Origin of the sequence: Palleronia sediminis (assembly GCF_004358695.1) — a bacterium.
Lineage (GTDB): Bacteria > Pseudomonadota > Alphaproteobacteria > Rhodobacterales > Rhodobacteraceae > Palleronia > Palleronia sediminis.
Genome location: NZ_SNAA01000009.1, coordinates 1 through 26303 on the forward strand (window position 1 = coordinate 1; position 26303 = coordinate 26303).

Here is a 26303-nt window from a genome sequence, read left to right on the forward strand (position 1 = left end):
GTTCGGCAGGCTCAAGGACTGGCGCCGGGTGGCCACGCGATACGACCGGTGTCCGAAGGTCTTCCTCTCGGCCATCGCTCTCGCCGCCACGGTCATCTACTGGCTATGAGTCCTGACCCTAAGTAAGCACTGCTTTCCTAAGTGGCAGTCTTGATTCGCGGATTACCCAACCGCGATCAATTTCCGCCAAAACCAAAAGCAGTTTGGTCAAACATGACCAAAAGTCAAGTTGCGTGACATACTGCGGTAGCTGCAGGGTCAGCACCGATGTCAGCCGATCCCCATGAAAGGGCAAGGCTAAATAGCCGTCAAGGTCAGGCTGCATCCCGGATAGACGGCGTTGAGGAGGGAAATATGCTGGGGACGAGTTCTTTGGGATTGGGCAATCGGGAGCAAAATTAATCCGTTGCCCAGTGCCATGGCAGCCCGTAGGGGAATCGAACCCCTCTTTCCAGGTTGAAAACCTGGCGTCCTAACCGATAGACGAACGGGCCAGCGTTGGCGTGGGGGCGTCTTAGGAAAAGCCGCGCCGGGGTGCAAGCGGATTTTCGCGTCGACGCGGCGTCAGGCGGGTGCGGCGTCCTCGACGCGGATCTGTGGGATGGCGCGGCCGCGGTAGTGGTTCAGCTCCAGCCGGCCCGCGACGTGAAAGCGGCGCCCGCCATGGCCCTCGAGCGCGTCGCCCAGCGGCGTGCCGCCCACGTTGAAGGCGATGCCGCCCAGCCGCCCGCCCGTCCCGTCGCCAAGGGCCAGGCGCAGGTGGGTCTCGCCCACCCGGCGCGCCTCCAGCACCCGGCAATCGGCCAGCGCGAAACGCGGCGCGGGGGCGTCCTGCCCGAAGGGGCCGGCGCGCTCGATCCGCTCCAGAAGCTCGGGCGTCGCGGCGCCCGGCGTGATCAGCCCCGCGATGCGCAGCCCCCGCGCGGGCCGGTCGCCCGCGCCCTGGCGGGCCAGCAGCTCGGCCAGGCGCTCCATGGCGGGGGCGATGGCGTCCTCGGCGACGGTCAGGCCTGCCGCCATCCGGTGCCCGCCCCCCCTGAGCAGCAGCCCCTCGGCGGCCAGCCGCTGGATTGCGGCGCCCAGATCGACGCCCGCTACCGACCGCCCCGAGCCCTTGCCGATCCCGCCGTCGCAGCCGATCACCACGGCGGGGCGGCCGGTAGCCTCTTTCAGCCGCGCGGCGACGATGCCCACGACGCCGGGATGCCAGCCCGCGCCCGCCGCCCAGACCAGCGGCGCGTCGAGCCCGCGCGCCTCGGCCTGCGCCAGCGCCGCGTCGCGCACCTCGGCCTCGACGGCGCGCCGCTCGCCGTTCAGCCGGTCGAGCTCGGCGGCGATGCGGGCGGCCTCCTGCGGGTCGGTGGCCGACAGCAGCCGCGCGCCCAGGTCGGCCCGCCCGATCCGCCCGCCCGCATTGATGCGCGGCCCCAGCACGTAGCCCAGGTGATAGGCGGCGGGCGCCACCTCGAGCCCGGCGATATCGGCCAGCGCCACCAGCCCCGGCCGGGCGCGCGCGGCCATCACGCCCAGCCCCTGCCGCACGAAGGCCCGGTTGACCCCGTGCAGCGGCGCCACGTCGGCCACGGTGGCCAGCGCCACGAGGTCGAGAAATCCCTTGAGGTCGGGCAGGGCGCCGCCGCGCGGGCGCAGCATCCGCGTGACCTGCACCAGCAGCAGGAACACCACGCCCGCCGCGCAAAGATGGGCCAGCGTCCCGCTTTCGTCCTGCCGGTTGGGGTTCACCACGGCCAGCGCGGGGGGCAGCGTCTCGGCGCCCAGGTGATGGTCGAGCACGATCACATCCGCCCCGGCCGCCGCCGCGATGGGGCCGTGCGACAGCGTCCCGCAATCGACGCAGACGATCAGCCCGTGATCGCGCGCCAGCATCGCCATGGCGGCATCGTTGGGGCCATAGCCCTCGTCGATGCGGTCGGGGATGTAGAGCGTCGCGCCGTGACCCATCTCGCGCAGCCACGCGACCATCATCGCCGCCGACGCGCCCCCGTCGACGTCGTAATCGCCGAAGATCGCGATCCGCTCGCCCCGGTCGAGCGCGTCGATCAGCCGGGCGGCGGCCCGCTCCATGTCGCGCAGCTCCAGCGGGTCGGGCAGCAGGGCGCGCAGCGTGGGCGCAAGGTGATCCTCGGCCGCCTCGGGCGCGACGCCGGCGCGGCACAGGATGCGCGCCACCGCATCGGGCAGGCCGGTGCGCTGGACCATCGCCTCGCACAGGCGCTCCTCCTCGGGGCCCGGCCCCTCCCAGCGCCGCCCCGTCAGCGACGTCTCGACGCCGAGGAACGGGCGCGGATCGCGGGTCGTGGCGGCGGCCTGCGCTTCTCTGTTTCCCGAAATACTCACGATCCCGACATCAGCCATCCACGCGCCAATGCAGGGCCATCTCGGGGTCGAAGACCGTCACCGGCCCGTCCGGTGTCTCGACGGGCGCAAAGGCGGGCAGGGGGGCACCGCGGCGCAGCGTGATGCGGTCGGGATTGGGCGCGAGCTTGTAGAAGGCCGGCCCGTTCAGCGACACGAACCGCTCCAGCCGGTCGAGCGCGCCCTCGGCCTCGAAGATCTCGGCGCAGATGGGCAGGGCGTTGGGCGCGGTGAAACAGCCCGCGCAGCCGCAGGGCTGGAGCTTGGCGCCATCGGTATGGGGGGCGCTGTCGGTGCCGAGGAAAAACGCCTCCGCCCCGCTCGTCGCGGCGGCGACCAGCGCGCGGCGGTGGCTCTCGCGCTTGGCCACGGGCAGGCAGAAATAATGCGGCCGGATACCGCCGCGAAACATGGCGTTGCGGTTGATGACGAGGTGATGCGCGGTGATCGTCGCGGCCAGGTCGGGGCCGCCCTGCCGCACGTACTCCACCGCGTCCGAGGTGGTGATATGCTCCATGACGACGCGCAGCCCCGGCACGTCGCGCCGGATCGGGTCGAGCACGCGGTCGATGAACGCCGCCTCGCGATCGAAGATGTCGATCTCGGGGTCCGTCACCTCGCCATGCACGAGCAGCGGCAGCCCGATCTGCGCCATGTTCTCGAGCACGCGCATCACCTTCGAGAAATCGCGCACCCCCGAGGCCGAGTTCGTCGTCGCCCCCGCGGGGTAGAGCTTGACCGCCGCGATCAGCCCGATCTCGGCAGCCGCGCGCACGTCGCGCGGCTGCGTCTCTTCGGTGAGATAGAGCGTCATCAAGGGCCTGAAGGCCGCCCCGCGCGGCTTGGCCGACAAGATGCGGTCGCGATACTCGGCGGCTTGGGCCGGGGTGACGACGGGCGGCACGAGGTTGGGCATGACGATGGCCCGCCCGTAAAGCGCGGCGGTCGCGGGCAGCACGGCCTCCATCATGGCGCCGTCGCGCAGATGCAGGTGCCAGTCGTCGGGGCGGGTGAGGGTGATCGCGTCCATGAAGCCTCGCGCGGGGTGGGGTGGGCGTGACAGGTCTAGGCCGCGACGCGCCCCATGGCCAGCCCGCCGGGGGCGCCGCTCTTTGGGCGCATTTGCGCCTTTGTGATGGCACCGCGCGCTTGTATCAGGGGTCGAGACCGCAGGACGGGGCCGGGGTTGAAACTGATCCGACGACATATCGCGACCGATTCCCTGCCGCGCGGGCGGCTTTTCGGGGCCGTGCCGCTGGACGGGGGGCGGGTCGCGTTCTCGTTCGCCCAGGGGTTCCCCGACAACGCCATCACCAACGTCCCCGGCTGCGAGGTCGAGGCGATCCGCGTGATCGGCGGCGGCGTCTCGGTGATCGCGCGCGCGGGGGCGGGCGATGACGGCTGCGTGGCCCTGCCGGTCTCGGGCGATGCGCCGCGCGTGCCGCCGCTCGTTCCCATGCGCGACGCCTTTGCCGGGCGCCATGCCGCGCTGACCATGCGCCATCGCGAGGATCCGCGCGCCGTGCGCGAATGGCTCGAATGGCACGCCCGCCATCACGGGTTGCAGGCGGCGGTGATCGTCGACCGCCACCCCGACGGCCCCTCGGACCTGCTCGAGGCGCTGGCCCGGCCCGTCGCGGGCATCGAGGCGGTCGCCGTCATCGAGATCGACGCGCCGCTGGGCCATCCCGGCCAGGGCGACGAGGCGCATCCCTTCCTCGCCCCCGACGCGCCCGGCAAGGACCGGATGGATCCGCCGCCCCCCGACCCGTGGCGCGCGCCCTTCGGCGAGATGGTGCTCTACGAGTTCCTGCGCGCGCTGGCCCTGGGCGATGCGGCCACGGTGATGAATGTCGATTTGTCCGACCTCGTGCAGCCGGGCGGGCAGGGGCTTGCCGCGGCCGCGCTGGCCGCGCCGGGCGGGATGGTGCGGCTGGCGGGGCATCGCGCCTATCCCTGGGGCCTGGGCGACGCCGCCGATATCCGCTTTGCCGACCATATCTGCACCCGGTTCGACGGGGCGCCGGCCAATCCGCGCTGGTGCATCGCGCCCGCCCGCCTGCCCGAGGGCAGCGTCTGGCGCATGATCCGCGTCGGGGGCGCCGAGCCGGATGACCGCGCGGCATGGCCCTATTGGCGCTGCATGGCGCTGCGCAATCCCACCGACAAGGTGGCCGAGATCGTGCCCAAGACGGCGCTGGTCGAGGATGCGGCGCTCTCCGCCGCCATGGCCGAGGCCTTCGATTACACGCCCCAGCGCCCCCCGCCCGAGGTGCTGTCGCCCGCCGCGACCTCGGCCACGAACCGCACCGGCATCGTCACCACCATGAAGAACGAGGGGCCGTTCATCCTCGAATGGCTGGCCTATCACCGCGCCGTCGGCATCGACGAATTCCTCGTCTTCACGAACGATTGCGTCGACGGCACCGACACGATGCTCGACCTGCTCGAACGCAAGGGGCTGCTGCGTCACCGCGACAACCCCTATCGCGACACCGGGCTGAAACCCCAGCATGCCGCCCTCCAGGCCGCCGATGACGATGCGGGCATCCAGGCGCTCGACTGGGTGATCTGCATGGATGTGGACGAGTTCATCAACATCCATACCGGCGACGGCACGCTCGCCGCGCTTTACGCCGCCGTTCCCGAGGCCAACATGATCTCGCTGACGTGGCGGCTGTTCGGCAATGCCGATATCGCCGAGTTCCGCGACGAGCCGATCACCGAACGCTTCACCCTCTGCGCGCCGCGGCTGATCCGCAAGCCGCACCAGGCCTGGGGGTTCAAGACGCTCACCCGCAACGCCGGCATCTTCAAGAAGCTCGGCGTTCACCGCCCCAAGGGGCTCAAGCCGCAGCTCGTCGACCGCATCGCCTGGGTCAACGGATCGGGCCGACCGATGCCGCGCGACGAATACCGCACCGCATGGCGATCGACGCTCGACACCTACGGCTATGACCTCGTGACGCTGAACCACTACGCGCTGCGCTCGGCCGAGAGTTTCCTGGTCAAGCGCGACCGCGGCCGGGTCAACCATGTCGACCGCGACCAGGGGCTGAACTACTGGTTCCGCATGAACCACAACGCCGAAGAGGACCGATCGATCCAGCGGATGCTGCCGGCGATGCGGGCCGAGCTCGACCGCCTCATGGCCGATCCCGAGATCGCCGCGATGCACCGCGCCTGCGTCGCCGCCCACCGCGCCAAGATCGACGAGCTGAAGGCGACCGAGAAATACAGCGCCTTCTACGCCGAGATCACCGGCGAAAGGCTGCGCCGGCTCAGCCGCGTGCTGCGCGCCTTCGGCTCGAACGTGTTCCTGTCCGGCCCCGACGCCATCCCCGACGAGATCGTCGAGCGCGCGCAGGACCCCGAGTTCTTCTTTACCCTTCCCCAGCCCGCGGGGGCGGAATGACGCATCGCGCCCCCGCCCGGCCCCGCCGCCTTGCACCGCACGAGGTTTCGCCATGACACTCCCCGCCATCGGCACGCTCTGGGTCGGGCCGGCCCTGAGCTGGCTCGAACAGCTCTGCCTGCAAAGCTTCGTCGATCACGGCCACGAGATGGTGCTGTTTTCCTACGACCCGGTCGAGAACGTCCCCCCCGGCGTGCGCATGGCGCCCGCCTCGGACCTCTTGCCGGGCGACCGGATCATGCGCCACGCCCGCACCGGCAGCCCCGCCTATCACGCCGATGTTTTCCGGCTGAACATGATGCGCGACACCGACCTGATCTGGGCCGATACCGATGCCTATTGCGTCCGCCCGTGGGAGGTGTCGCCCGACCGCCCCTTTTACGGCTGGATCTCGGACGACGTGCGGCAGGTCAATAACGGCGTGCTGCGCCTGCCCGGAGACAGTGAAACGCTGGCGCGGATGATCGCCTTCGCCGCCGACCCGACCCCGATCCCGCCATGGGCCCCCCCGGCCGAGCAGGAGCGGCTGCGCGACCTGCGCGACCGCGGCGAGGGGGTGCATGTCACCGAACTGCCCTGGGGGGTGCTGGGCCCCGATCTGCTGACGCATATGCTGCTCGAGACGGGCGAGATCGCCCATGCCCAACCCGGCCACGTCCTCTACCCGGTGCCGTTCAGGACCGCGGGCATGACGCTCAACCCCAACCGGGTCGACCGGACCACGGCGCTGATCCGCAACGACACGCTCTCGATCCATTTCTGGGGGCGGCGGTTCCGCAACACCGCCGCCAAGGCCGGCGGCCGCCCCGAACCGGGCTGTTATGTCGAGGGTCTGCTCGCCCGCCACGGCATCGACCCCGCGCCCACGGCGCATCTGATGAAATACCGCCCGCCCTCGAAATCGCGCCGCCGCGCCGACCTGCCCGATCCGGTCGATTTCAGCATGTTCTCCGATCACGACGTGGCAAATCTCGTGCTGCAACGCTCCGAGGTGGTGGCCTCGGGCCCCGCGATCCGCGCGCTGGCCAGGGGCGACAGCGCGCCGCTCCACCAGCTCGCGCGCGACAACCGCGACCGCATCCTGACCGGCGCGCTGAACCGGCTGCGCGACCAGTGCGAGCTGTTTCTCGACCGCACCGACGCCGCCCCCCCGCGCCGCGTCGCCGATGTGGGCTGCGGCTATGCCTTTTCCAGCCTCATCCTGTGGCACCGCTACGACTGCGACCTCGTGCTCATCGACATCGAAGAGAACGGCCGCATGCATTTCGGCTTCGAGGTCGAGGGCGCGGCCTATGCCGATCTCAACACCGCGCGCCGCTTTCTCGAGGCCAACGGCGTGCCGGGCGACCGGATCACCACGCTGAATCCGCGGTTCCAGCCGCTGGACGAGGCCGGGACGGTCGATTTGATGATCTCGCAGATTTCCTGCGGCTTTCACTACCCGGTCGACAGCTATCTCGACTTCATGCGCGACCGCGTGGGCCGTGACGGCGCCATCCTGCTCGATATCCGCAAGGGCTCGAACGGGGTCAAGCCGCTGCGCGCGCTGGGGCGGATCGACGTGCTCGACCGCCAGCCCAAATACGCCACCGTCTTCGTGCGCAAGGATGCCGGGGTGGCCGCATGAGCGGGGTGCTCGACACGCCCCCGCCCATGCCCGAGCCCGAGCTGAGGGCCATTCTCGGCGCGCTCGACCGCGACGAGGTGGCGCGGGTGATCGACCTCAACGGCTCGGCGCCCGAGCTGTCGGCGGCGCTGCACCGCCGTTTCGGCGCGCGGATCGTGGTCCATGCGCTGGGCCCCGACGGCAGCCGGCAGGACATCCCCGCGGCCGAGTACGCCGCCTATCTCGCCCGGCTCGAGGGGCTTGGCGTCGACCCCGAGGCGGTGTCGCCCAAGGGCGCGTCGGACCGGTTCCGCGAGGCCTGCGTGATCGCGACGCTCGACGGCTTCGGCGCGCGCCACAAGATCCGCCACCTCAAGCGCGTGATGAAGAACGCCATCGGCCCGCAATCGCGGCTCGTGCTCGACGTGCGGCGCGGCTCGGGCGCCTATCCGTTCCTCAACGATTACGGCAGTTGCAACACCATCGCCCCCGCCCAGGGCCGCCGCCCCGCACGCGTCGTCTTTTCGGCCGAGCCCCGCGGCGGCGTGGCCGGCGACTGGTCCGAGATCGCCCGCGAACTCGCCGGAGAGGCGGGGTTCTTCACCGATCTGGGCGAGCACTCGCTGCTCTTCGTGCCGCGCTCCGATACGCTGGTCGTGACCTTCGACAATCTCGACATCGCCATGACCAAGCGCGAGGATCGCCGCCCCTGGGGCTTTTCCTTCATCGAGGCGCAGGGCTGGTCGATGCTGGGGGTCATGGCCAATGGCTGGACATGGTTCCGCGACGCCGCCGTCGATGCCGAGTTCGCGCGCCTGGGCGACACGGGGTTCTTCGACCGTTTCGCGCGGGTGGTGTTCTACGGCGCCTCGATGGGCGGCTACGCGGCCGCGGCCTTCGCGGCGGCCTGTCCGGGGGCGACGGTCTTTGTCACCTCGCCGCAATCGACGCTCGACAAGGCGGTTGTCCCCTGGGAGACCCGCTACAAGACCGCGTGGGACCGCGACTTCACCGGCCCCTTCGGCGACGCGGCGCGGGCCTCGCGCGAGGCGGCGGCGGTGCATCTGCTCTACGACCCTTACGTGCCGCTCGACGCGGGCCATGCCGCGCGGTTCGACGCGCCCAACGTGCGCCACTGGCGCTGCCCGCTTCTGGGCCACCGGCTGGGCTCGTCGTTGCAGCAGATGGGCGCGCTCAAGGACATCGCCACCGCCGCGATCGAGGGGCGGCTGGATGACGCGACCTTCTACAGGCTGCTGCGCCGGCGCCGCGACCTGCCGCGCTACCAGCGCGAGCTGGTCTATCACGCGCTCGACCGCAACCACCCGGTTCTCGCGCGCAGGGTCTGCAACTTCGTGCTGGCCCGGCGCGAGGACAAGGCGCTGCGCGGCGTGCTGCGCCAGCTCGACCGCGCGGCCTGACGGGGCCTGCGCCCCCTCTTTCTTCTCTTTTCAAAATACCCGATCGCGCCCCGCGCGGGCTCTGGCGCGGCGCGGGGGCGGGGTGCCCGCCGTTCAGTCGGCGGCGGCGTCGATCACCTCGGCCAGCCAGTCGGGCCGCTCGCCCTTGGTGGCGAGCCGTCGCGCGGCGGCGCGCAACTGGCGGCGGAACAGCGGCGCGCGCTGCGTCTCGAGCACCTTGGCGCAGAGCAGCGCGGTCAGCCGGGGCGAGCCGCGGTCGATCGTGGCCTGCAGCAGCGTGCGCAGATAGGGCCCATGCGCGCGGCGGTTGCGGTAGTAGCCATAGAAATCCTGCGCCCGCATCGTGCCACTGCCCACCTCGGCGATGACGCGGTGCAGGATGTCGAGTTCCTCGAGCGCGAGATCCAGCCGGTCGTCGGTCACGCCCTCGAGCCGGGGCACCTTGAGATGGGTGACATTCTCGCCCCAGAACATCGAGGCATGAACGTGGTCGAGCTGGCGATGCGGGTCGAAGACGATGAAGGCCCGCTCGGCCCCCTCGACCATGTCGGGCGCGTAGCCATAGCGGCGCCGGAACTCCAGCGCGCGCGATTCGCGAAACCGCGTCTCCCAGCCGGTGCGGTCGCGCTCCAGCGTCGCCTGCGGCTCGATGGCCAGCACCCGCGCGGCGGGCGAGGCCACGGAAAACGCGCAGGCCGCGTATCCCCCCATGCCGACGCCGTAGAACAGCACCTGCTCGAAGGTGTCGAACACGCCCTCGTCGGTCATCTCGTCGAAGAAATCGTAGATCGCGTCGCGGCGGAACCATGACGCGTCGTCGGCGGTGACATGCAAAAGCGACCAGTCCTTGTCGTCGACGAGGTCGAGCCCCACGGGCAGCCCGCCGCGCCGCGCGAGGCTGGCGGCGGTATCCTCGAACGACACCATCAGCATGGGCCCGCGCCGGATCAGCGTCGCGGTATGCTCGCCATCCAGCGTGCGGTGAAAGCCCGTGCTGCCGGCCTCGTGCCTGAGGGCCGCGATCACGTCCTCGGTCGAGGCGGGCCGGGTCCGTTCCTGGGTGTCCGTCATCTTGGGGGCGACCTCCGGTCTGGCGAGTGGCGGGGGGCGCGCGCCTCCCGGTCGTTTCCTCTGCGGACCCTATGCGCCATCCGGGGCAAAATTTAAGATGGAATGAAGCGAGATTGCGGCATCTTCCCGCGCATATCCCCCGAAATCGCCGCCTTTTCCTGTCATGACTTGCCGCGGATCGCGCCGATCCGTATTCCGCCCGGAAAAGGAGATCCGCAAAAGTGGACCGACAGACCATCGGCGAGGCAGAACGCCTCTACAGCGATCCCGACACGCGGATCGCGCTGCACCTGGGCTTTCACTGCACCGGCGACGAGGCGCTGATCTATTCGCTGCGCCAGAACAAGCCGCTGCTGGCCGAGCATGGCATCGTCGTGCCGCGGCGGCGGTTCTTCGTCGACGAGATGCGGCGCATGACCACCGAGATCCTGCGCGGCCGCCCCGCCACGATCCCCGAGCAGGAGATCCTGTTCAAGACGCTGATCGACCGCGAACTGGTCGAGACCCTGGTGCTGAGCTTCGACAGTTTTCTCTGCGCGCCCCGCGGGATACTGGGCGAGGGCCGACTTTATCCCAAGGCCGGGCCCAAGCTCGCCGAGCTGCGCGGCGCCTTTCCCGACAACGAGACCGCGCTCTTCTGCGCGATCCGCAATCCCGCCACCTTCCTGCCCGAGGTCTGGTCGCGCTTTGCCGGGCGCGAGGATCCGCGGCTCTTTCTCGCCGGGATCGAGCCGCGCGCGCTGCGCTGGTCGGACGTGATCGCGCGGATGCGCGCGGCCTGCGACGACGAGATCACCGTCTGGTGCCACGAGGACACGCCGCTGATCTGGGCGCGGGTGATGCGCGCGGTGGCGGGCCTGCCCGAGGGCGTCGCGCTGGACGGGACGCTGAATGTCGGCGCGCAGATCATGACCGAAGAGGGCGAGGCGCTGCTCGAGGAATACCTGCGGCTGAACCCGCCCGCCGACGAGCCCGAACGGCACCGCGTGCTCGAGGCGTTCTTCGACAAGTTCGCCGTCGAGGACGAGATCGAGGCGGATGTCGAGATGCCCGGCTGGTCCGACGCGCTGATCTCTGAGCTGACCCTGATCTACGAGGACGACCTGGCGCGGATCGCCGAGATCCCCGGCGTGACGCTGATCGAGCCATGAGCGCGCCGCGCATCGCCATCGTCACCTCGATGCGCGACGAGGGGCCGAACCTGCTGCACTGGATCGCCCATCACCGCGCCGCCGGCGTGACCGATTTCCTCGTCTTCACGAACGATTGCGCCGACGGGACCGAGGCCCTGCTCGACCGGCTCGCCGCGGCGGGCATCCTCACCCATATCCGCAACGCCGTGCCGCAGGGGCGCACGCCGCAATGGGCCGCGCTGCGCCAGGCGCGGGGCCATCCCGCCCTTGCCGGGGCCGAGTGGATCGCCGCGCTCGATTGCGACGAATACGTGAACCTGCGCGCGCCGCTCGGCTCTCTCGGCGATCTCGTGAGGGCGGTCGGGGCGGCCGATGCCATCGTGCTGCCTTGGCGGCTCTTCGGCCATGCGGGCCGTGCGACGCGGGCCGAGGCACCGCCCACCGAGGCGTTCGACCGCGCGATTCCCGCCGATGCGCTCTATCCCGCGCTCTGCCGGTTCTTCAAGACGCTCTACCGCGCCGCGGGGCCTTTCACGGGGCCGGGCGTGCACCGCCCGCGGCAGGTGAAGGGGGCCTCTCCGGCCTGGGTCGACGGCAGCGGCCGCGGCTTGCCGGACGAGTTCGCCCGCTCGGGGCGGATCATGCTCTGGGGCGGGCCGCTCGCCACCGACCTCGTGCAGCTCAACCACTATTCCGTCCGCTCGGCCGAGGAATTCGTCGCCAAATCCGCCCGCGGCCTGCCCAACCACACCGACAAGCCCGTCGATCTCACCTATTGGGTGGAGCGTAATTTCAACACCGTCGCGGATGCCAGCATCGCGCGCATGGCCCCCGCCACCGCCGCCGAACACGCGCGGCTCAAGGCCCTGCCCGGCGTGGCCGAGGCCGAGGCCGCCGCGCGCGACTGGCATGCCCGCGCCTTTGCCGCGGCGATGACCGACCCCGCGGCGGTCAAGCTTTTCGGGCGGCTGATCCTCGCCGGCGGCAGCACCGCGCCCCCCGAGGCCGTGGCGCGCCAACTGGTCGCGCTTTACGGGCGCGCCGCGCAGGGCGGGGGCGGGGCGCTCTCCGGTTGACCCGCGCGCGCGGCCATGCACCCTGTCGATGCCGGAACGGGGGGCGCGGGCATGGGCGGGATACCGAACTCGATCGACGAGGTGCAGGCGCTGCTGGCCCGGCAATCCTATGTCTGCGGGCGGCCGCTGGCGACGGTGGCCTTTCTCGGGCTGCGGCTCGGCCGGCCGCTCTTTCTCGAGGGCGAGGCGGGCACCGGCAAGACCGAGATCGCGCGCGCGCTGGCCGCGGGGCTCGGGCGGCGCCTGATCCGGCTGCAATGCTACGAGGGGCTCGACGCGGCCTCGGCGGTCTACGAATGGAACTTCGCCGCGCAGATGATCGCGATCCGCGCGGCCGAGGCGGGGGCGGGGCAGGGCGCGCCGGGGCGTGACGCGCTCCGCTCCGAGCTTTTCTCCGAAGAGTATCTCGTCGCCCGCCCGCTGCTCGAGGCGATGCGCCCGCAGCCCGGCGGCCCGCCGGTGCTGCTCATCGACGAGATCGACCGCACCGACGCCCCGTTCGAGGCCTTCCTGCTCGAGGCGCTGTCCGATTTCGCCGTGACCATCCCCGAGCTCGGCCGGATCGAGGCGCCCGCGCCGCCCATCGTGGTGCTGACCTCGAACCGCACGCGCGAGGTGCATGACGCGCTCAAGCGGCGCTGCCTCTACCACTGGGTCGACTACCCCGATTTCGACCGCGAACTCGCCATCCTGACCGCCCGCGCGCCCGAGGCCTCCGCGGCGCTAAGCCGCGAGGTCGTGGCCTTCGTGCAGCGGCTGCGCGGCGAGGACCTGTTCAAGAAGCCCGGCGTGGCCGAAACCATCGACTGGGCGAAATGCCTGCTCGCGCTCGACGTGATCGAACTCAGCCCCCAGGTCATCGCCGACACGATCGGCGCGCTTCTGAAATACCAGGACGACATCCAGCGGCTCGAGGGCTCGGGGGCCAAACGCCTGCTCGACGAGCTCAAGGCCGGGGCATGAGCGCGCCGCCCCCGTCTTCTCTTTGACAAATACCCATCCGACAATGGCCAGCCCGCGCGACCTTCCGCTTCCTGAAACCCCCCGCCTCGCGGGCAACATCGTCTGGTTCGCCCGCGCGCTGCGCCGGGCGGGGCTGGTCATCGGGCCCGGGCGGGTGGTGGATGCGGTGCGCGCGGTGCAGGCGGCGGGGTTCACCGCGCGCACCGATTTCTACTGGACGCTGCATGCCTGTTTCGTCTCCCGCCCCGAACAGCGCGCGACCTTCGACCAGGTGTTCCGGCTCTACTGGCGCGATCCGCGCTATCTGGAGCACATGATGGCGATGCTGATGCCCACCGTGCGCGGCGTGCAGGAGGAGCGGCGCGCGCGGCCGGCCGAGACCCGCGCGGCCGAGGCGATCCTCGACGGGGCGCATCGCGACGACCCGCCGCCCGGCGAGGGGTCCGAGGACGCAGACCCGCTGATCGAGATCGACGCCGCGCGCACCATGTCCGACGAGGAACGGCTCAGAACACTCGATTTCGAACAGATGTCGGTCGAAGAGATGGCCCGCGCCAAGCGGATGATCGCGCGGCTGTCGCTGCCGGTGCGGCCCCTGCGCTCGCGCCGCACGGGGCCCGCGCCGCACGGGGGCGCGCGGCCCGACTGGCCGCGCACGATGCGCCGGGCGCTGCGCCAAGGCGGCGAGATCGCGCGGTTCGAGACCCGCAGCCCGCGCCTTCGCTGGCCCAACCTCGTGGCGATCTGCGACATATCGGGGTCGATGTCGTCCTATTCGCGGGCGGTGCTGCATTTCCTGCACGCCGTCGCCAACCGCAAGGGGGCGGGCTGGGCGCAGGTCCATGCTTTCACCTTCGGCACGCGGCTGACCGATATCTCGCGCCACCTGCGGCGCCGCGATGTCGACGCGGCGCTGGCCGCGGCCGGGGCGCAGGCCCAGGATTGGGAGGGCGGCACGCGTATCGGGGACTGCCTGGCGAGCTTCAACCGCGACTGGTCGCGCCGCGTCATGGGCTCGGGCGCGGTCGTTCTGCTCATCACCGACGGGCTCGACCGGGGCGATCCCGCGACGCTCGACGCCGCGATGGAGCGGCTGCATCTCAGCGCCCGGCAGGTCGTCTGGCTGAACCCGCTGCTGCGCTTCGACGCCTTTGCGCCGCGCGCGCAGGGGGTGGCGGTGATGCTGCGCCATGTCGATTCGTTCCGCGCGGGCCACGATATCGCCTCGCTCGAGGGGCTGGCCCGCGCGCTGGCCGATCCCGACGACACGGGCGAGCGGGGGCGGATGCTGGGGATGCTCTAGGCGCGCCGCTTGGCGCTGGCATCCCGCGGCGATCGCGCGCAGATTGCCCCCATGGACCACGGTTTCGACGATATCCCCGAGATCGCGCTGGGCTGGCACCGGGCCGGGGCGGGTGCCGCGCTGGCCACCGTGGTCGAGACATGGGGCTCGGCGCCGCGGCCGGTGGGCAGCCAGCTTGCCATTTCGGGCGGGGGCGAGATCGCGGGCTCGGTCTCGGGCGGCTGCGTCGAGGGCGCGGTGGTGGTCGAGGCGCTCGAGACGCTCGAGACGGGCGGCGCGCGGATGCTCGAGTTCGGCGTCAGCGACGACGAGGCCTTTGCCGTGGGGCTGGCCTGCGGCGGCCGCATCCGCGTCCTGGTCGAGCCGGTGGGCGCGGACGACCTGTCGCCCGATCTGCTGGAGCGGCTCTGCGCCGCCCGCGCCGCGCGGCGGGCCGTGGCCTATGTCGTCGATCTCGAAAGCTGGGCGCGCGGGCTCGAGACGCCGCCCGCCCATCCCGAGCGGTTCCGCCGCGATCTGTCGGGGATCGAGCCGGACGCACGGCGGTTCGTCGCCATCCACAACCCGCCGCTCAGGCTGGTCGTGGTGGGCGGCGTGCATATTGCGCAGCCGCTTCTGGCCATGGCGCGGCTGGCGGGGTTCGATCCGGTGCTGATCGACCCGCGCGAGAGTTTCGCGAGCCCCGCGCGGTTTCCGGGCACGCGGCTGGTGCATGACTGGCCCGATGCGGCCCTCGCGGCCGAGCGGCCCGATGCGCGCACCGCCGTCGTGACGCTGACCCATGATCCCAAGATCGACGACCCGGCGATCCGCGCCGCCCTTGCCGCACCGGTATTCTACCTCGGCGCGCTCGGCTCGACCCGGACCCATGCCAAGCGGCGCGACCGGCTGGGGGCGGCGGGGGTCGCCGAGACCGATCTCGACCGCATCCACGCGCCCGTGGGGCTGGATATCGGCGCACGCAGCCCCGCCGAGATCGCGGTGGCGATCATGGCCGAGATCGTCGCGCGATTGAGGCGGGGCGGCTGATGGAGTTCGGTCGCGTTCCCCTGTCGCAGGCGCTGGGCGCGATCCTCGCCCATTCGCAGCAGGTGGCCGACGGGCGCATCCGCAAGGGCTGCACGCTCGATCGCGGCGATATCGCGCGGCTGGCGGCGGCGGGGATCTCGCACCCGACCGTCGCAAGGCTTTCCCCGGACGACCTGGGCGAGGACGAGGCGGCCGCGCGTCTGGCCGCGGCGCTGGTGCCCGACCCGGACGCGGCGGGGCTGCGCCTGACCGCGGCCGCGACGGGGCGGGTCAACCTGCTGGCAACGGTGCCGGGGGTGCTGACGCTCGACGCGGGTGCGATCCATGCGCTGAACCGTGTCGATCCCGCGATCACGCTGGCGACCCTGCCGGAATTCGCGCGTGTGGCGCCCGGCACGATGGCGGCGACGGTCAAGCTGATCACCTACGCCGTGCCGGGGGAACTGCTGGAGCGGGCCTGTGCGGCCGCGCGCGGCGCGCTGCGCGTGGCGCCCGTGCGCCTCGGCTCGGCGGGGTTGATCGTGACCGACATGGGCGCCGGCCCCGGCAAGGGCGAGGCGGCGGTGGCCATGCGGCTCGAGCGGTTGGGGATGCGGCTGGCCGAGACGCGGATCGTGCCCCATGACGAGGCCCCGCTGGCCGAGGCGCTGGCGGCGATCGCGGGCGACATGGTGCTGGTGCTGACCGCCTCGGCCACGTCGGACGCGCGCGACGTGGCCCCCGCGGCGCTGATCGCGGCGGGCGGGCGGGTCGACCGGTTCGGCATCCCGGTCGATCCGGGCAACCTGCTGTTTTTGGGCGCGCTGGGCGGGCGGCCGGTGATCGGGCTGCCGGGCTGCGCGCGCTCTCCGGCGCTGAACGGCGCCGATTGGGTGCTGGAGCGGGTGGCCTGCGGAATACCGCCGACCGAGGACGCGTTCGCCGCGATGGGGGTGGGCGGGCTGCTCAAGGAAAGCCCCGCGCGGCCGCATCCGCGCGCGCGCGGGCGATAGGCGGCGGGGCCGCGCGGGCGCCACGCCCGAGGCCCCGGACGCCCATGGGGCGCCGGGTCGGCCGGGATCACCGGGGGGCAGCGATGCTGCGCGGCCCCTCTATATCGTCCGTGAGGTCGGCGGCGCCGCCGGGTAAGGGCGCGAGCCATCGGGGACGGGGCGTCACCCCCGGCCGGTCATCCCACCGGTGAGACATCGCGGACGACACGCCCGATTGCCAGGCCGGGCGGGCCTTCCCCTGTCTCGCTGTACTTCACGTTGCGCGCGCCATGCCCTTATGCCGCAAAATCCTTGCGAAAGGGTTGAGAGCGCGCGCGGGCATCGGCGGATTGTCGCCGGGCCGCGGCCCCCCGCGTATGAAAAAGGCGCCCGGTCCGCGACCGGGCGCCCTGTCGTCGAGCCATGGCGAGGATCAGCGCGTCGGGCCGATCATCATCACCATCTGGCGGCCTTCCATGCGGGGGAAGTTCTCGACCTTGCCGATTTCCTTGGTGTCGTCGGCCACGCGTTCGAGCAGTTCGCGGCCGAGATTCTGGTGCGCCATCTCGCGGCCACGGAAGCGCAGCGTGATCTTTACCTTGTCCCCGTTCTCGAGGAATTTCACGACGTTGCGCATCTTGACGTCGTAATCGTGGGTATCGGTGTTGGGGCGGAACTTCACCTCCTTCACCTCGATCGTCTTCTGCTTCTTGCGGGCCTCGGCCTCGCGCTTCTGGGTTTCGTACTTGAACTTGCCGAAATCCATGATCTTGCAGACCGGAGGAGCGGCGTTGGGCGAGATCTCGACAAGGTCGAGACCGGCCTCCTCGGCCATCTCCAGGGCGCGCTGCGGCGTGACCACGCCGACATTCTCGCCCTCGGCGCCGATCAGGCGGACCTCGGGGGCGCGGATGCGGTCGTTGACGCGGGGGCCGGTATCTCGGGTCGGGGGCGCATTATGCGGTCTGCGGGCGATGGGGGTCATCCTTTCAATGGAACCAACAGGGCGAAAATAGCGCTGGAAACCCGATGCTTCAAGCACCACCGCTTGCCTTTGCGGAAACCCGGCGCATATCGCGCTTGAAACGAGATCGCATCGAGAACCTGAAGGAGATCGACATGACCCCCCGCATCACATCGCTCGCCCTTGCCGTCGCGATGGGCATGACCCTCGCCGCCTGCCAGGAAGAGGAAGCGCCCGCCGAAGAGGCGGCCGAGCAGAATATCGAGGAAGAGGTCGACCCCGGCGTGCCCGACAGCACCGGCGGCGAGACCGACCGCCTGTCCGAGATCACCGAGAACGAGAATGCCGGTGCCGGCGGGTCGGTCGCGGTGACGGGCGGCGGCGGCCCCGAGGCCGACGCGACGAGCGGCCCCGAATCGGATATCGACGTCGCCGATCCCGATGCCGGCGAGAACGTCACCGATATCGAGGATACCGATGCGGCCGAGGATGACAGCGCGGCCGAGATGGTCGAGCCCGGTACCGATCCGGCCGTCGAGGGCGACACCGCCGCCGAGATGACCGACGGGCAGGCCGCCGCGACCGTGGCCGGCGGGGACGGCGCATCCTCGGAACTCGAGAACGCGGCGACCGATGTGGGCGACGCCTCGGAGGACGCGACCGACGCGGCCGTCGACGCGGCGCAATCGGGCGAGGCGCCCGTCGCCAATGCGCAGGATACCGCCGAGAACCTCGCCGAAGAGGAGGGCGTCGTCGGCGCCGAGGGCGGATCGCTCGAAGAGATCCTGACGCTCGAGGATTTTGACGAGGATCGCATCATCGCCGCCATCGAGAACTCGGAGATGAACGACACCCTCAAGCAGACGCTCACCACCGCGGTGGACGAGGTGCGCGGCGGCAACGATGTCGCCAAGGCCGCGCTGATCGAGCGGCTGCGCACGGCCTTCGACCTGCCCCCGGCGCAGTGAACCGGCCGCCCGACCGGTCCGCGGCGAGGGTCGCGGGCCGGTCGTCCCACGGCCCGTGCGGCGCGCCCGCGGCGGGCCGTGCGACGTGAGTATTTAGGGAAACAGAGAAGGGCCGGGAGTGGCCGGGCGGCTTGGTCCGGTGGTGCCTGGGTTGCGGGGGGCTCGGCCCTGCGCTCCGCGCGTTCAGGCCTGAAACCGTCCGCTGGACGGTTTCCGGGATGGCCCTTGTCCCGGCGCTCCGCGCGTTCGCCGCTGAAAGGCCCCACCGGGGCCTTTCCGGGACGCGGCTCGGCCCTGTGCTCCGCGCGTTCGGGCCTGAAACCGTCCACTGGACGGTTTCCGGGACGGCCCTTGCCCCGGCGCTCCGCGCGTTCGCCGCTGAAAGGCCCCACCGGGGCCTTTCCAAGACGCGGCTCTGCCCTGCGCTCCGCGCGTTCGGGCCTGAAACCGTCCACCGGACGGTTTCCGAGACGGCCCTTGTCCCGGCGCTCCGCGCGTTCGCCGCTGAAAGGCCCCACTGGGGCCTTTCCAGGACGCGGCTCTGCCCTGCGCTCCGCGCGTTCGGGCCTGAAACCGTCCACCGGACGGTTTCCGAGACGGCCCTTGTCCCGGCGCTCCGCGCGTTCGCCGCTGAAAGGCCCCACTGGGGCCTTTCCAGGACGCGGCTTACCCCACAAAAGCCTTTTCTACGACGTATTCGGCGGGGTCGCTGTTGGCGCCTTCGCGCAGGCCGAAGCCTTCGAGGATGGCCTTGAGGTCGGTGTTGAGCCCGATCGAGCCGCAAACCATCGCACGGTCGGTCTCGGGCGTGATGCCCTCGATGCCGAGATCGCGGAAGATCTCGCCCGAGCGCAAAAGGTCGGTGATCCGGCCCGTCCTGGCGCTCGGCTCGCGGGTGGTGGTGGGGTAGTAGACCAGCTTGTCGATGCCGCCCTCGGTCAGTTCGCGCAGCATCTCGTCTGAGCGGACCTGTTCGACCAATTGCCGGCCGTATTCCAGATCGGCGACCTCGCGGCAGGTATGGGTGAGGATGACCTGTTCGTAATCCTCATAGGTCTGCGGCTCGCGGATCAGGCTCGCGAAGGGGGCGATGCCGGTGCCGGTCGAGAAGAACCACAGCCGTTTGCCCGGCAGCAGCGCGTCATGGACGAGCGTGCCCACGGGTTTGGGGCGCAGGATGATCTGGTCGCCCGGCTGGATATGCTGGAGTTTCGAGGTGAGCGGCCCGTCCTGCACCTTGATCGAGTAGAACTCGAGCTCGTCGTCCCAGGCGGGCGAGGCGATGGAATAGGCCCGCAAAAGCGGCTTTTGCTTGCCCGTGGCCGGGTCCGGGTCGCCCATCAGGCCGATCATCACGAACTCGCCCGAGCGGAACCGCAGGCTGGCCGGGCGGGTGCAGCGAAAGCTGAAGAGCCGGTCGGTCCAGTGCCGCACCTCGGTCACGGTCTGCGCGTCGGGCAGGGCCTTGGGCGCGGGCGGGGTGTCGGGGCGGGCGGCGGAGCGGGGGGCAGGATTGGCGGTCACGGCGGTCATCTCGGTCATGGGCACACACGCGGACGCGATGCGCCCGGCCTTCTGTCTAGTATGGGTGGCGGCGGGACGAAAGGGCGGCTCAACCGCGCAGCCGCGCGCGGTAGTCGCCCGCCCGCCAATCGGCGCGGGCGCGCCATTGCGGTTCGGGCTGGCGGGCGGCCAGGTCCGCGTCGATCTCGACCTCGTCGAAGCCCGAGCGGCGCGCCATCGCGTATTGATCCGCGATGACATGGCCCGCGGCGCGCAGCCGCCCCGCGAAGCCCATGCGCCTGAGCGCGCGGGCGATGGTGAACCCGCGCCCGTCGGCGAAACCGGGAAAGCGCACGCGGATGAGCACCACGTCGTCGAGCCTGTCGCGCAGCGTCTCGGGATCGGTGTCGGGCCCGAGGTCGAGCGCGACCGCGATGCCGGGTCCGGCGCCCGGTTCTTCGGGCCGCTTGAACCCGCCGCGCCAGTGGTCGGGGCCGAAGCCGCGGTCGGTGACGATGACGCTCATGGCGTGGTCTCCTGCGGGGGGCGGGGCGCGCGGGCGACGCGCCCGCCCGTGACATGGATGCCGCATTCGGTCTTGGCCTGTCCGCGCCAGCGGCCCGCGCGGGGGTCTTCGCCCGCCGCCACGCGCCCGGTGCAGGGCATGCAGCCGACCGACGGGTAGCCCTGCGCCACCAGCGGGTGCCGCGGCAGGCGGTTGTTGTCGATATAGTCCTGCAGATCGCCCGGCCGCCAATGAGCGAGCGGGTTTACCTTGATCCGGCCGGTGCCCGGCTCGACCTCGAAGAACTCGAGCGCGGCGCGGGCGCCGCCCTGGTAGCGTTTGCGCCCCGTGATCCACGCGTCGAAAGGCGCCAGCGCGCGGGCGAGCGGCCGGGTCTTGCGCCGCGCGCAGCAGGCGTCGGGATCGTCGAGATGCAGCCGCCCCTCGGGGTCGGCGCGGGCCAGCTCGGCCGGGTCGGGGGTCAGGCGGCGCAGGTCGCGCAGCCCCAGCCGCGCCACCAGCATCTCGCGATAGGCCAACGTCTCGGGGAAAAGCATCCCCGTGTCGAGAAACAGCACGGGCGTCTCGGGCGCGGCGCGCGCCACCATGTGCAGCAGCACCACCGATTCGGCCCCGAAGGACGAGACCAGCGCGGTGCGCCCCAGCGCCGGGTCGCGCAGCGCATGGGCCAGCACATCGGCGGCGGCGTGATGGGCATAGCGGCGATTGAGCTCGGCCACGCGGTCGGCCGCCGGGCGGATCAAGGGATCATGCCGCATCGGCGCGCTCCGCGGTGTCGTGGGGGCCGTAGAGCGCCGCCTTGAACGGCGCGAGCCCGACGCGGCGCCACGCCATGAGGAACGTCTCGTCCGGGCCCTCGCGCAGGGCGAGATAGGCCAGCAGGAGGCGCTCGATCGCGGGCACGATCTCGTCATAGGCGAAACCCGGCCCGCTGCGCGTGCCGATCACCGCATCCTCGGCGCCCGAGCCGCCCAGCGTGATCTGGTAGTTCTCGACCCCCGCGCGGTCGAGCCCGAGGATCCCGATATGGCCGACATGGTGATGGCCGCAGGCATTGATGCAGCCCGATATCTTGATCTTGAGCGGCCCGATCTCGTGCTCGAGCCTGAGCGCCTCGAAGCGGGTCGCGATCTCTTGCGCGACGGGGATCGAGCGCGCCGTGGCCAGCGCGCAGTAATCCATGCCGGGGCAGGCGATGATGTCCGAAACCAGCCCGATATTGGCCGCCCCGAGCCCGGCCGCCTTGAGCGCCGCGTGAAGCTTGGGCAGGGCCGCGCGGGGCACATGGGGCAGCACGACGTTCTGTTCGTGGCTGATGCGCAGCTCGTCATAGGCATGCGCCGCGGCGAGATCGGCCAGGATCTCCATCTGGGCGGCGGTGGCGTCGCCCGGCGTGGCTCCCGGCGTCTTGAGCGAGACCGACACGATGGCGTGATCGTCGCGGCGATGCGGCGCGACATTGGTATCGGCCCAGGCGCGGAACACCGGGTCGGCCGCGCGGGCGGCGTGGAACGGCGCGGGATCGCGCGCGACCCAGTCGGGCGGGGCGAACTGCGCCGCGATCCCCGCGAGGATCTCGCGGTCGATCCCGGTGAACTCGGGGCGGATCTCGGCGAACCGCGCCTCGATCCGGCGACGCATCTCGTCGATGCCGGTCTCGTGGACGGTGATCTTGATGCGGGCCTTGTACTTGTTGTCGCGCCGCCCCAGCAGGTTGTAGACGCTGACGATGGCCTCGACATAGGGCAGCAGGTCGGCCTCGGGCAGGAACGCGCGCACCACCTTGCCGATCATGGGCGTGCGCCCCAGGCCGCCGCCGATCAGCACGCGAAAGCCGCGCGCGCCGTCGCGTTCGACCAGTTGCAGGCCGATATCGTGAGCGCGGATCACCGCGCGGTCGGCCTCGGCGCCGGTCACGGCGATCTTGAACTTGCGCGGCAGGAACTGGAACTCGGGGTGGTCGGTCGACCATTGCCGCAAGAGCTCGGCATAGGGGCGCGGGTCGGCGATCTCGTCGGCGGCCGCGCCCGCGAAATGATCGGCGGTGACGTTACGGATCGTGTTGCCGCTGGTCTGGATGGCATGCATCCCGACATCGGCCAGCGCGCCGAGCATGTCGGGCACGTCCTCGAGCCGGGGCCAGTTGAACTGGACGTTCTGGCGCGTGGTGAAATGGCCATAGCCCTTGTCCCAGCGCCGCGCGATCATGGCAAGCTGCCGCATCTGCGCGCCCGACAGCGTGCCATAGGGGATCGCCACGCGCAGCATGTAGGCGTGAAGCTGGAGGTAGAGCCCGTTCATCAGGCGCAGCGGCTTGAACTCGTCCTCGGTCAGCGACCCGTCGAGCCGGCGCGCGACCTGCGCGCGGAACTGCGCGGCACGTTCGCGCACGAAGGCGGTGTCGAACTCGGAATAGCGGTACATGGGGTCGGTCCTTTCGGGCGGATCAGCGGCGGGCCTGCTTGCCATGCGCCCGGTTCGATGGGCCGCGGGTACGGAAGGCCTCGCGGAAATGGACGGGTTCGGGGCCGTCGGGGCCGGGGGCGGCCTCGGCGAGATAGACGCCGACCACGCGATCGGCCTGCGCCTGCGCGAATAGCAGCCGGTCCTGCGCCACGGCCTCGTCCTCGATCAGCTCGGCGCGGGCGATATCGCGGGACCAGTCGTCCTCGGGGGTGAGCCAGACGGCATCGCCCTCGCGCAGGGCGTTGGCGGTGACGACCTTGGGGGTAAAGGCGCGGGGCATCAGTAGGCCTCTTTCAGGGGGCGGATCTCGGGGGCGGCGGGGGTGTCGCGCAGGGCCGCCGCGCCGCGCGGCGCGAGGCCGAAGAGCACCAGCGCCGGGCCGTCGAGCGCGGCCTCGCCCAGCGCGGGCTCGAGCCGGGCGAGGGTGGTGGCCAGCACCCGCTCGCCGTCGCGCGCGGCGTTCTCGACCACGGTCACGGGCGTGTCGGGCGCCGCGCCGTGCATGAGCAGACGGCCCTGCAGGAACCGCGCGGCGCGCTTGCCCATGTAGATCGCCGCGACCTCGCCCGGACGCGCCAGCGCCGCCCAGTCGTGATCGGCAAAGCCCTGCATGTCATGGCCGGTCAGCAGCCGCACCGAGGCGTTGCGCCCGCGCCGCGTCAGGCTTTGCCCGATGGAGGCGACGGCGGCCGAGGCGGCGGTGATGCCCGGCACGATGGTATAGGCGATGCCCGCGGCCTCGAGCGCCTCGATCTCTTCGTCGAGCCGGCCGAACACCGTGGCATCCCCGCCCTTGAGCCGCACCACCTGCGCGCCCTGCGCGGCGTGATGCACGATCAGGCGGTCGATCTCGGCCTGGGGCGTCGACGGGCCGAAGCCGGTCTTGCCCACGTCGACGATCTCGGCCTCGCGCCGGGCCAGTTCGAGGATGGCGGGCGTCACGAGCCGGTCGTGGATGACCACGTCCGCCGCATCGAGAAGCCGGCGCGCCCTGAGCGTCAGAAGCTCGGGGTCGCCCGGACCCGCACCGACGAAAGCGACGTGTCCGGCGGCGGGCGCGGGGTCGAGCCGATCGGCCAGCAACGCGTCGAGCGCCGGGCGCAGCGCCGCCGCGCCGCCCTGCGACAGGGCGCGGGGACCGGCGCGGTCGTACCACGCCGCCCAGAACTCGCGCCGCGCCCGCCCCATGGGCAGCGCCTCGGCCGCACGGCGGAACGCCTTGCCCGCGCGCGCCAGCACCCCCAGCCCCACCGGCAGCCGCGCCTCGAGGTCGCGCTTGATCGCGCGGGCGAGCACGGGGGCCGCGCCCTCGGTGCCGATGGCCACGGTCACGGGATCGCGGTCGACGATGGCGGGGGTGATGAATTGCGAGCCGTCGAGATTGTCGACCATGTTCACCAGCGCCCCGTCCGCGCGCGCCAGCCGCGCGACGCGGGCATCCTCGGCCGCGTCGTCATTGGCCGCGTAGAACAGCGCGGCGCATAGCGCGTCGCCCGGCCCGGCCGCGCGGCGCACCAGCCGCAAGCGCGCCGCCTCGGCCCAATCCGCGATCTCGGGGGCGGGATCGGCGGCGAAGACGGTGATATGTCCCCGGGTCTTGAGCAGCAGGCGCAGCTTGGCCATCGCGGCCGCCCCGCCGCCCGAGACGACGATGCGCCGGCCCTCGACGGCGAGGAAGATCGGGAAATGCTTCATCTGGGGTGCCCCTTGGTGCCTTTCGGTAAAGCTAGAACATTATTCCGCTTTCGTGCAGGTCTTGGGCGATATAAGGAACGCGTGTTTCCAGCTTCGGCCGGCAAGGGCCGGGCGTTTCGCGAATGAGGAGTTTCGCGCATGGCTGTCCGTATCGACGATCTCGACCGGAAAATCCTTCGCGAGGTGCAGCGCGATGCCGGGCAGTCGCTCGACGAGATCGCGCGCGCGGTGGGCTCGTCCAAGACGCCGGTGTGGAATCGCATCCGCAAGATGCGCGAGGCCGGGGTGATGGGCACGCAGACCGTGGTGCTCGACCCCGAGGCGCTGGGCTTCGACGCCTGTTTCTTCGTGCTGATCCGCACGTCGGAGCACGACGCGGCATGGCAGCAGCGGTTCCTCGAGGCGCTGCGCGCCCGCGACGAGGTGCAGGAGGCGCACCGCCTCGCCGGCGATATCGACTATATCCTCAAGGTGCGGGTGCCCAATGCGCGGGCCTATGACCAGTTCTACCAGGCGCTGATCGCCGAGGTGCGCATCCACAACGTCACCGCGCTCTTGTCGATGGAAGAGCTGAAATTCACCACCGCGCTGCCGGTCTGACGGCGCGCGGGCGGCAAGACGGCCCTGCGGGGCGGGTATTTCGAAAAGAGAAGAAAGCGGGCGAGGGGCGGCTCAGCCCGGCGCGAACTCGGCCACGAGGCTGCGGGTCACGGCGCGGAACGCCTCGGCCTCGTCCCCGCCCGCGTCGCGCGCCGAGGCAAAGACCGCGCGTTGCCGCGCGGCCGAGGTGCCGTCCGCGACCATGCCGGGCAGGCGGGCGAGGGCCGGGCCCGCACCCAGCGCCTCGGCATCGGCGGAGAGAAGCTCGACCAGTTCGGCGGCCAGCTCGATCATGGGCACGACCTCGCCCCGGCCGAAATCGATCAGCCCCTCGGTGCCGCCGTAGCGCTGCGCGCGCCAGCGGTTCTCCTGGATGAGGAACAGGTCGTAGATGCGCCAGCGGCGGTTCGCGACCCGCAGACGCCAGAGAAAGCGGTAGAGCGCCTGGATCGTCGCGGCCAGCGTCAGCACGTCGTCGAGCCGGGGGCAGGCGTCGCAGATCCGCGTCTCGAGCGTGGGAAAGGCGGCCGAGGGGCGCAAATCCCACCAGACCTCTGAGGCATCCTCGATCAGGCCGGTCCCGACGATGGCGCCCACCGCGCGCATATAGGCACGCCAACTGTCGAAACGCGGCGGCAGGCCGGTGCGCGGCAGGTTGTCGAACACGCCCACCCGGTAGGAGGCGAGCCCCGTATCGCGCCCCTGCCAGAAGGGCGAGGAGGCCGAGAGCGCCAGCAGATGCGGCAGGAAATAGCTCGCCTGGTTCATCAGGTCGATGCGCAGGTCGTCATCGGGCAGGCCGACATGCACATGCATCCCGCAGCACAGCATCCGTTCGCCCACCGCGGCGAGGTCGCGTTGCAGCGCGAGATAGCGGTCGCGGTCGCGCACGGTCTGCTCGGACCAGCGCGCGGCCGGGTGGCAGCCCGCCGCGATCGGGGCGAGGCCGAAATCGGCGGCGATCTCGGCGATGGTGGCGCGCAGCTCGGCCAGCTCGGCCCCGGCGGCGGCGATATCGGTGCAGACCGAGGTGCCGATCTCGATCTGGCAGCGCAGGAACTCGGGCGAGACGCGGTCGCCGAGCCGTGCCGCGCAGGCCGCAATCAGCGCCTCGGGCGCATCGGCGAGGTCGAAGGTCCCGGCATCGACGAGAAGGTATTCCTCTTCGATGCCGATGGTGAAATCGGGCATGTCCATGGGGCGAGATAAGCAGGGCG

The 26303-nt window shown here is 71.2% G+C and carries 22 protein-coding genes, 1 tRNA gene and 1 pseudogene; 12 read left to right on the forward strand and 12 right to left on the reverse strand.

Translation table 11 applies throughout. The features are described 5' to 3' along the window. Positions 1 to 109, forward strand: a pseudogene (locus E2L08_RS09055) (IS5/IS1182 family transposase); the annotation flags it as partial. 310 nt (positions 110 to 419) lie between these two features. Here the strand turns inward: E2L08_RS09055 and E2L08_RS09060 are convergent. The 3 genes from E2L08_RS09060 to pyrC all read right to left on the reverse strand — a co-directional run bounded on the left by E2L08_RS09060 (position 420) and on the right by pyrC (position 3406). Further along, positions 420 to 494 (reverse strand) — tRNA-Glu (locus tag E2L08_RS09060). Positions 495 to 564: 70 nt separating this feature from the next. After that, positions 565 to 2376 (reverse strand): single-stranded-DNA-specific exonuclease RecJ, encoded by a 1812-nt coding sequence (gene recJ, locus E2L08_RS09065; protein WP_133396760.1) that lies wholly within the window; start codon positions 2374 to 2376, stop codon positions 565 to 567. Then, positions 2369 to 3406 (reverse strand): dihydroorotase, encoded by a 1038-nt coding sequence (pyrC, locus tag E2L08_RS09070; protein ID WP_133396761.1) that lies wholly within the window; start codon positions 3404 to 3406, stop codon positions 2369 to 2371. The genes recJ and pyrC overlap by 8 nt, the downstream gene beginning before the upstream one ends. Before the next feature lie 156 nt (positions 3407 to 3562). Here pyrC and E2L08_RS17260 point away from each other — a divergent pair, with 156 nt between their 5' ends. Genes E2L08_RS17260 through E2L08_RS09085 form a run of 3 tightly spaced genes read left to right on the forward strand, consistent with a single transcriptional unit; the run spans position 3563 to position 8818 of the window. Continuing rightward, a complete protein-coding gene (locus E2L08_RS17260; protein WP_240758179.1) occupies positions 3563 to 5791 on the forward strand; it encodes a glycosyltransferase family 2 protein in 2229 nt (742 codons plus the stop codon). Positions 5792 to 5843: 52 nt separating this feature from the next. Next, on the forward strand, positions 5844 to 7418 hold the full coding sequence (locus E2L08_RS09080) for a class I SAM-dependent methyltransferase (protein WP_133396762.1): 1575 nt from the start codon (positions 5844 to 5846) through the stop codon (positions 7416 to 7418). Continuing rightward, a complete protein-coding gene (locus tag E2L08_RS09085; protein ID WP_133396763.1) occupies positions 7415 to 8818 on the forward strand; it encodes a hypothetical protein in 1404 nt (467 codons plus the stop codon). The genes E2L08_RS09080 and E2L08_RS09085 overlap by 4 nt, the downstream gene beginning before the upstream one ends. A 93-nt stretch (positions 8819 to 8911) precedes the next feature. Here E2L08_RS09085 and E2L08_RS09090 read toward each other — a convergent pair whose 3' ends face one another. After that, positions 8912 to 9889, reverse strand: coding sequence for a phosphoadenosine phosphosulfate reductase (locus tag E2L08_RS09090; RefSeq protein WP_133396764.1), 978 nt, complete (start codon positions 9887 to 9889; stop codon positions 8912 to 8914). Between the two features lie 221 nt (positions 9890 to 10110). On the opposite strand from E2L08_RS09090, the gene E2L08_RS09095 reads away from it, so the two are divergent. The 6 genes from E2L08_RS09095 to E2L08_RS09120 are packed head-to-tail and all read left to right on the forward strand — an operon-like array spanning position 10111 to position 16385. Next, on the forward strand, positions 10111 to 11040 hold the full coding sequence (locus tag E2L08_RS09095; RefSeq protein WP_133396765.1) for a hypothetical protein: 930 nt from the start codon (positions 10111 to 10113) through the stop codon (positions 11038 to 11040). After that, positions 11037 to 12098 carry a glycosyltransferase family 2 protein gene (locus tag E2L08_RS09100; RefSeq protein ID WP_240758180.1) on the forward strand — a complete coding sequence of 354 codons (1062 nt, stop codon included), beginning with the start codon at positions 11037 to 11039 and terminating at the stop codon, positions 12096 to 12098. Before E2L08_RS09095 ends, E2L08_RS09100 begins: the two co-directional genes overlap by 4 nt. 51 nt (positions 12099 to 12149) lie before the next feature. Then, positions 12150 to 13061 (forward strand): AAA family ATPase, encoded by a 912-nt coding sequence (locus tag E2L08_RS09105; protein WP_133396893.1) that lies wholly within the window; start codon positions 12150 to 12152, stop codon positions 13059 to 13061. Positions 13062 to 13104: 43 nt separating this feature from the next. Further along, on the forward strand, positions 13105 to 14364 hold the full coding sequence (locus tag E2L08_RS09110) for a vWA domain-containing protein (RefSeq protein ID WP_133396766.1): 1260 nt from the start codon (positions 13105 to 13107) through the stop codon (positions 14362 to 14364). Between the two features lie 51 nt (positions 14365 to 14415). Continuing rightward, a complete protein-coding gene (locus tag E2L08_RS09115; protein WP_133396767.1) occupies positions 14416 to 15393 on the forward strand; it encodes an XdhC family protein in 978 nt (325 codons plus the stop codon). Next, complete coding sequence (locus E2L08_RS09120) at positions 15393 to 16385, forward strand: molybdopterin-binding protein (protein WP_133396768.1); 993 nt, start codon at positions 15393 to 15395, stop codon at positions 16383 to 16385. The genes E2L08_RS09115 and E2L08_RS09120 overlap by 1 nt, the downstream gene beginning before the upstream one ends. A 412-nt stretch (positions 16386 to 16797) precedes the next feature. Here E2L08_RS09120 and infC read toward each other — a convergent pair whose 3' ends face one another. Continuing rightward, positions 16798 to 17349, reverse strand: coding sequence for a translation initiation factor IF-3 (gene infC / locus E2L08_RS09125; protein WP_133396769.1), 552 nt, complete (start codon positions 17347 to 17349; stop codon positions 16798 to 16800). 134 nt (positions 17350 to 17483) lie between these two features. Here infC and E2L08_RS09130 point away from each other — a divergent pair, with 134 nt between their 5' ends. Then, entirely contained in the window at positions 17484 to 18296 is an 813-nt protein-coding gene (locus E2L08_RS09130; RefSeq protein WP_133396770.1) for an ICP22 family protein, read from the forward strand. 666 nt (positions 18297 to 18962) lie between these two features. On the opposite strand, the gene E2L08_RS09135 is transcribed toward E2L08_RS09130, so the two are convergent. From E2L08_RS09135 to cysG, 6 genes are all read right to left on the reverse strand, one after another. Continuing rightward, positions 18963 to 19838 (reverse strand): ferredoxin--NADP reductase, encoded by an 876-nt coding sequence (locus E2L08_RS09135; RefSeq protein WP_168771104.1) that lies wholly within the window; start codon positions 19836 to 19838, stop codon positions 18963 to 18965. A gap of 70 nt (positions 19839 to 19908) precedes the next feature. Beyond that, positions 19909 to 20325: a DUF934 domain-containing protein gene (locus E2L08_RS09140; RefSeq protein WP_133396771.1), complete on the reverse strand. Its 417-nt coding sequence runs from the start codon at positions 20323 to 20325 to the stop codon at positions 19909 to 19911. Beyond that, positions 20322 to 21083 carry a phosphoadenylyl-sulfate reductase gene (locus E2L08_RS09145; protein WP_133396772.1) on the reverse strand — a complete coding sequence of 254 codons (762 nt, stop codon included), beginning with the start codon at positions 21081 to 21083 and terminating at the stop codon, positions 20322 to 20324. The genes E2L08_RS09140 and E2L08_RS09145 overlap by 4 nt, the downstream gene beginning before the upstream one ends. Then, positions 21073 to 22749, reverse strand: a complete 1677-nt coding sequence (locus tag E2L08_RS09150) for a nitrite/sulfite reductase (protein ID WP_133396773.1) — start codon at positions 22747 to 22749, stop codon at positions 21073 to 21075. Before E2L08_RS09150 ends, E2L08_RS09145 begins: the two co-directional genes overlap by 11 nt. Before the next feature lie 22 nt (positions 22750 to 22771). Then, positions 22772 to 23071, reverse strand: coding sequence for a DUF2849 domain-containing protein (locus E2L08_RS09155; protein WP_133396774.1), 300 nt, complete (start codon positions 23069 to 23071; stop codon positions 22772 to 22774). After that, complete coding sequence (gene cysG / locus E2L08_RS09160) at positions 23071 to 24486, reverse strand: siroheme synthase CysG (protein ID WP_133396775.1); 1416 nt, start codon at positions 24484 to 24486, stop codon at positions 23071 to 23073. The genes E2L08_RS09155 and cysG overlap by 1 nt, the downstream gene beginning before the upstream one ends. Positions 24487 to 24624: 138 nt before the next feature. Here cysG and E2L08_RS09165 point away from each other — a divergent pair, with 138 nt between their 5' ends. Beyond that, positions 24625 to 25086, forward strand: coding sequence for an Lrp/AsnC family transcriptional regulator (locus E2L08_RS09165; RefSeq protein WP_133396776.1), 462 nt, complete (start codon positions 24625 to 24627; stop codon positions 25084 to 25086). Between the two features lie 72 nt (positions 25087 to 25158). On the opposite strand, the gene E2L08_RS09170 is transcribed toward E2L08_RS09165, so the two are convergent. Beyond that, entirely contained in the window at positions 25159 to 26283 is a 1125-nt protein-coding gene (locus E2L08_RS09170) for a carboxylate-amine ligase (protein ID WP_133396777.1), read from the reverse strand. Between the last annotated feature and the right edge of the window lie 20 nt (positions 26284 to 26303).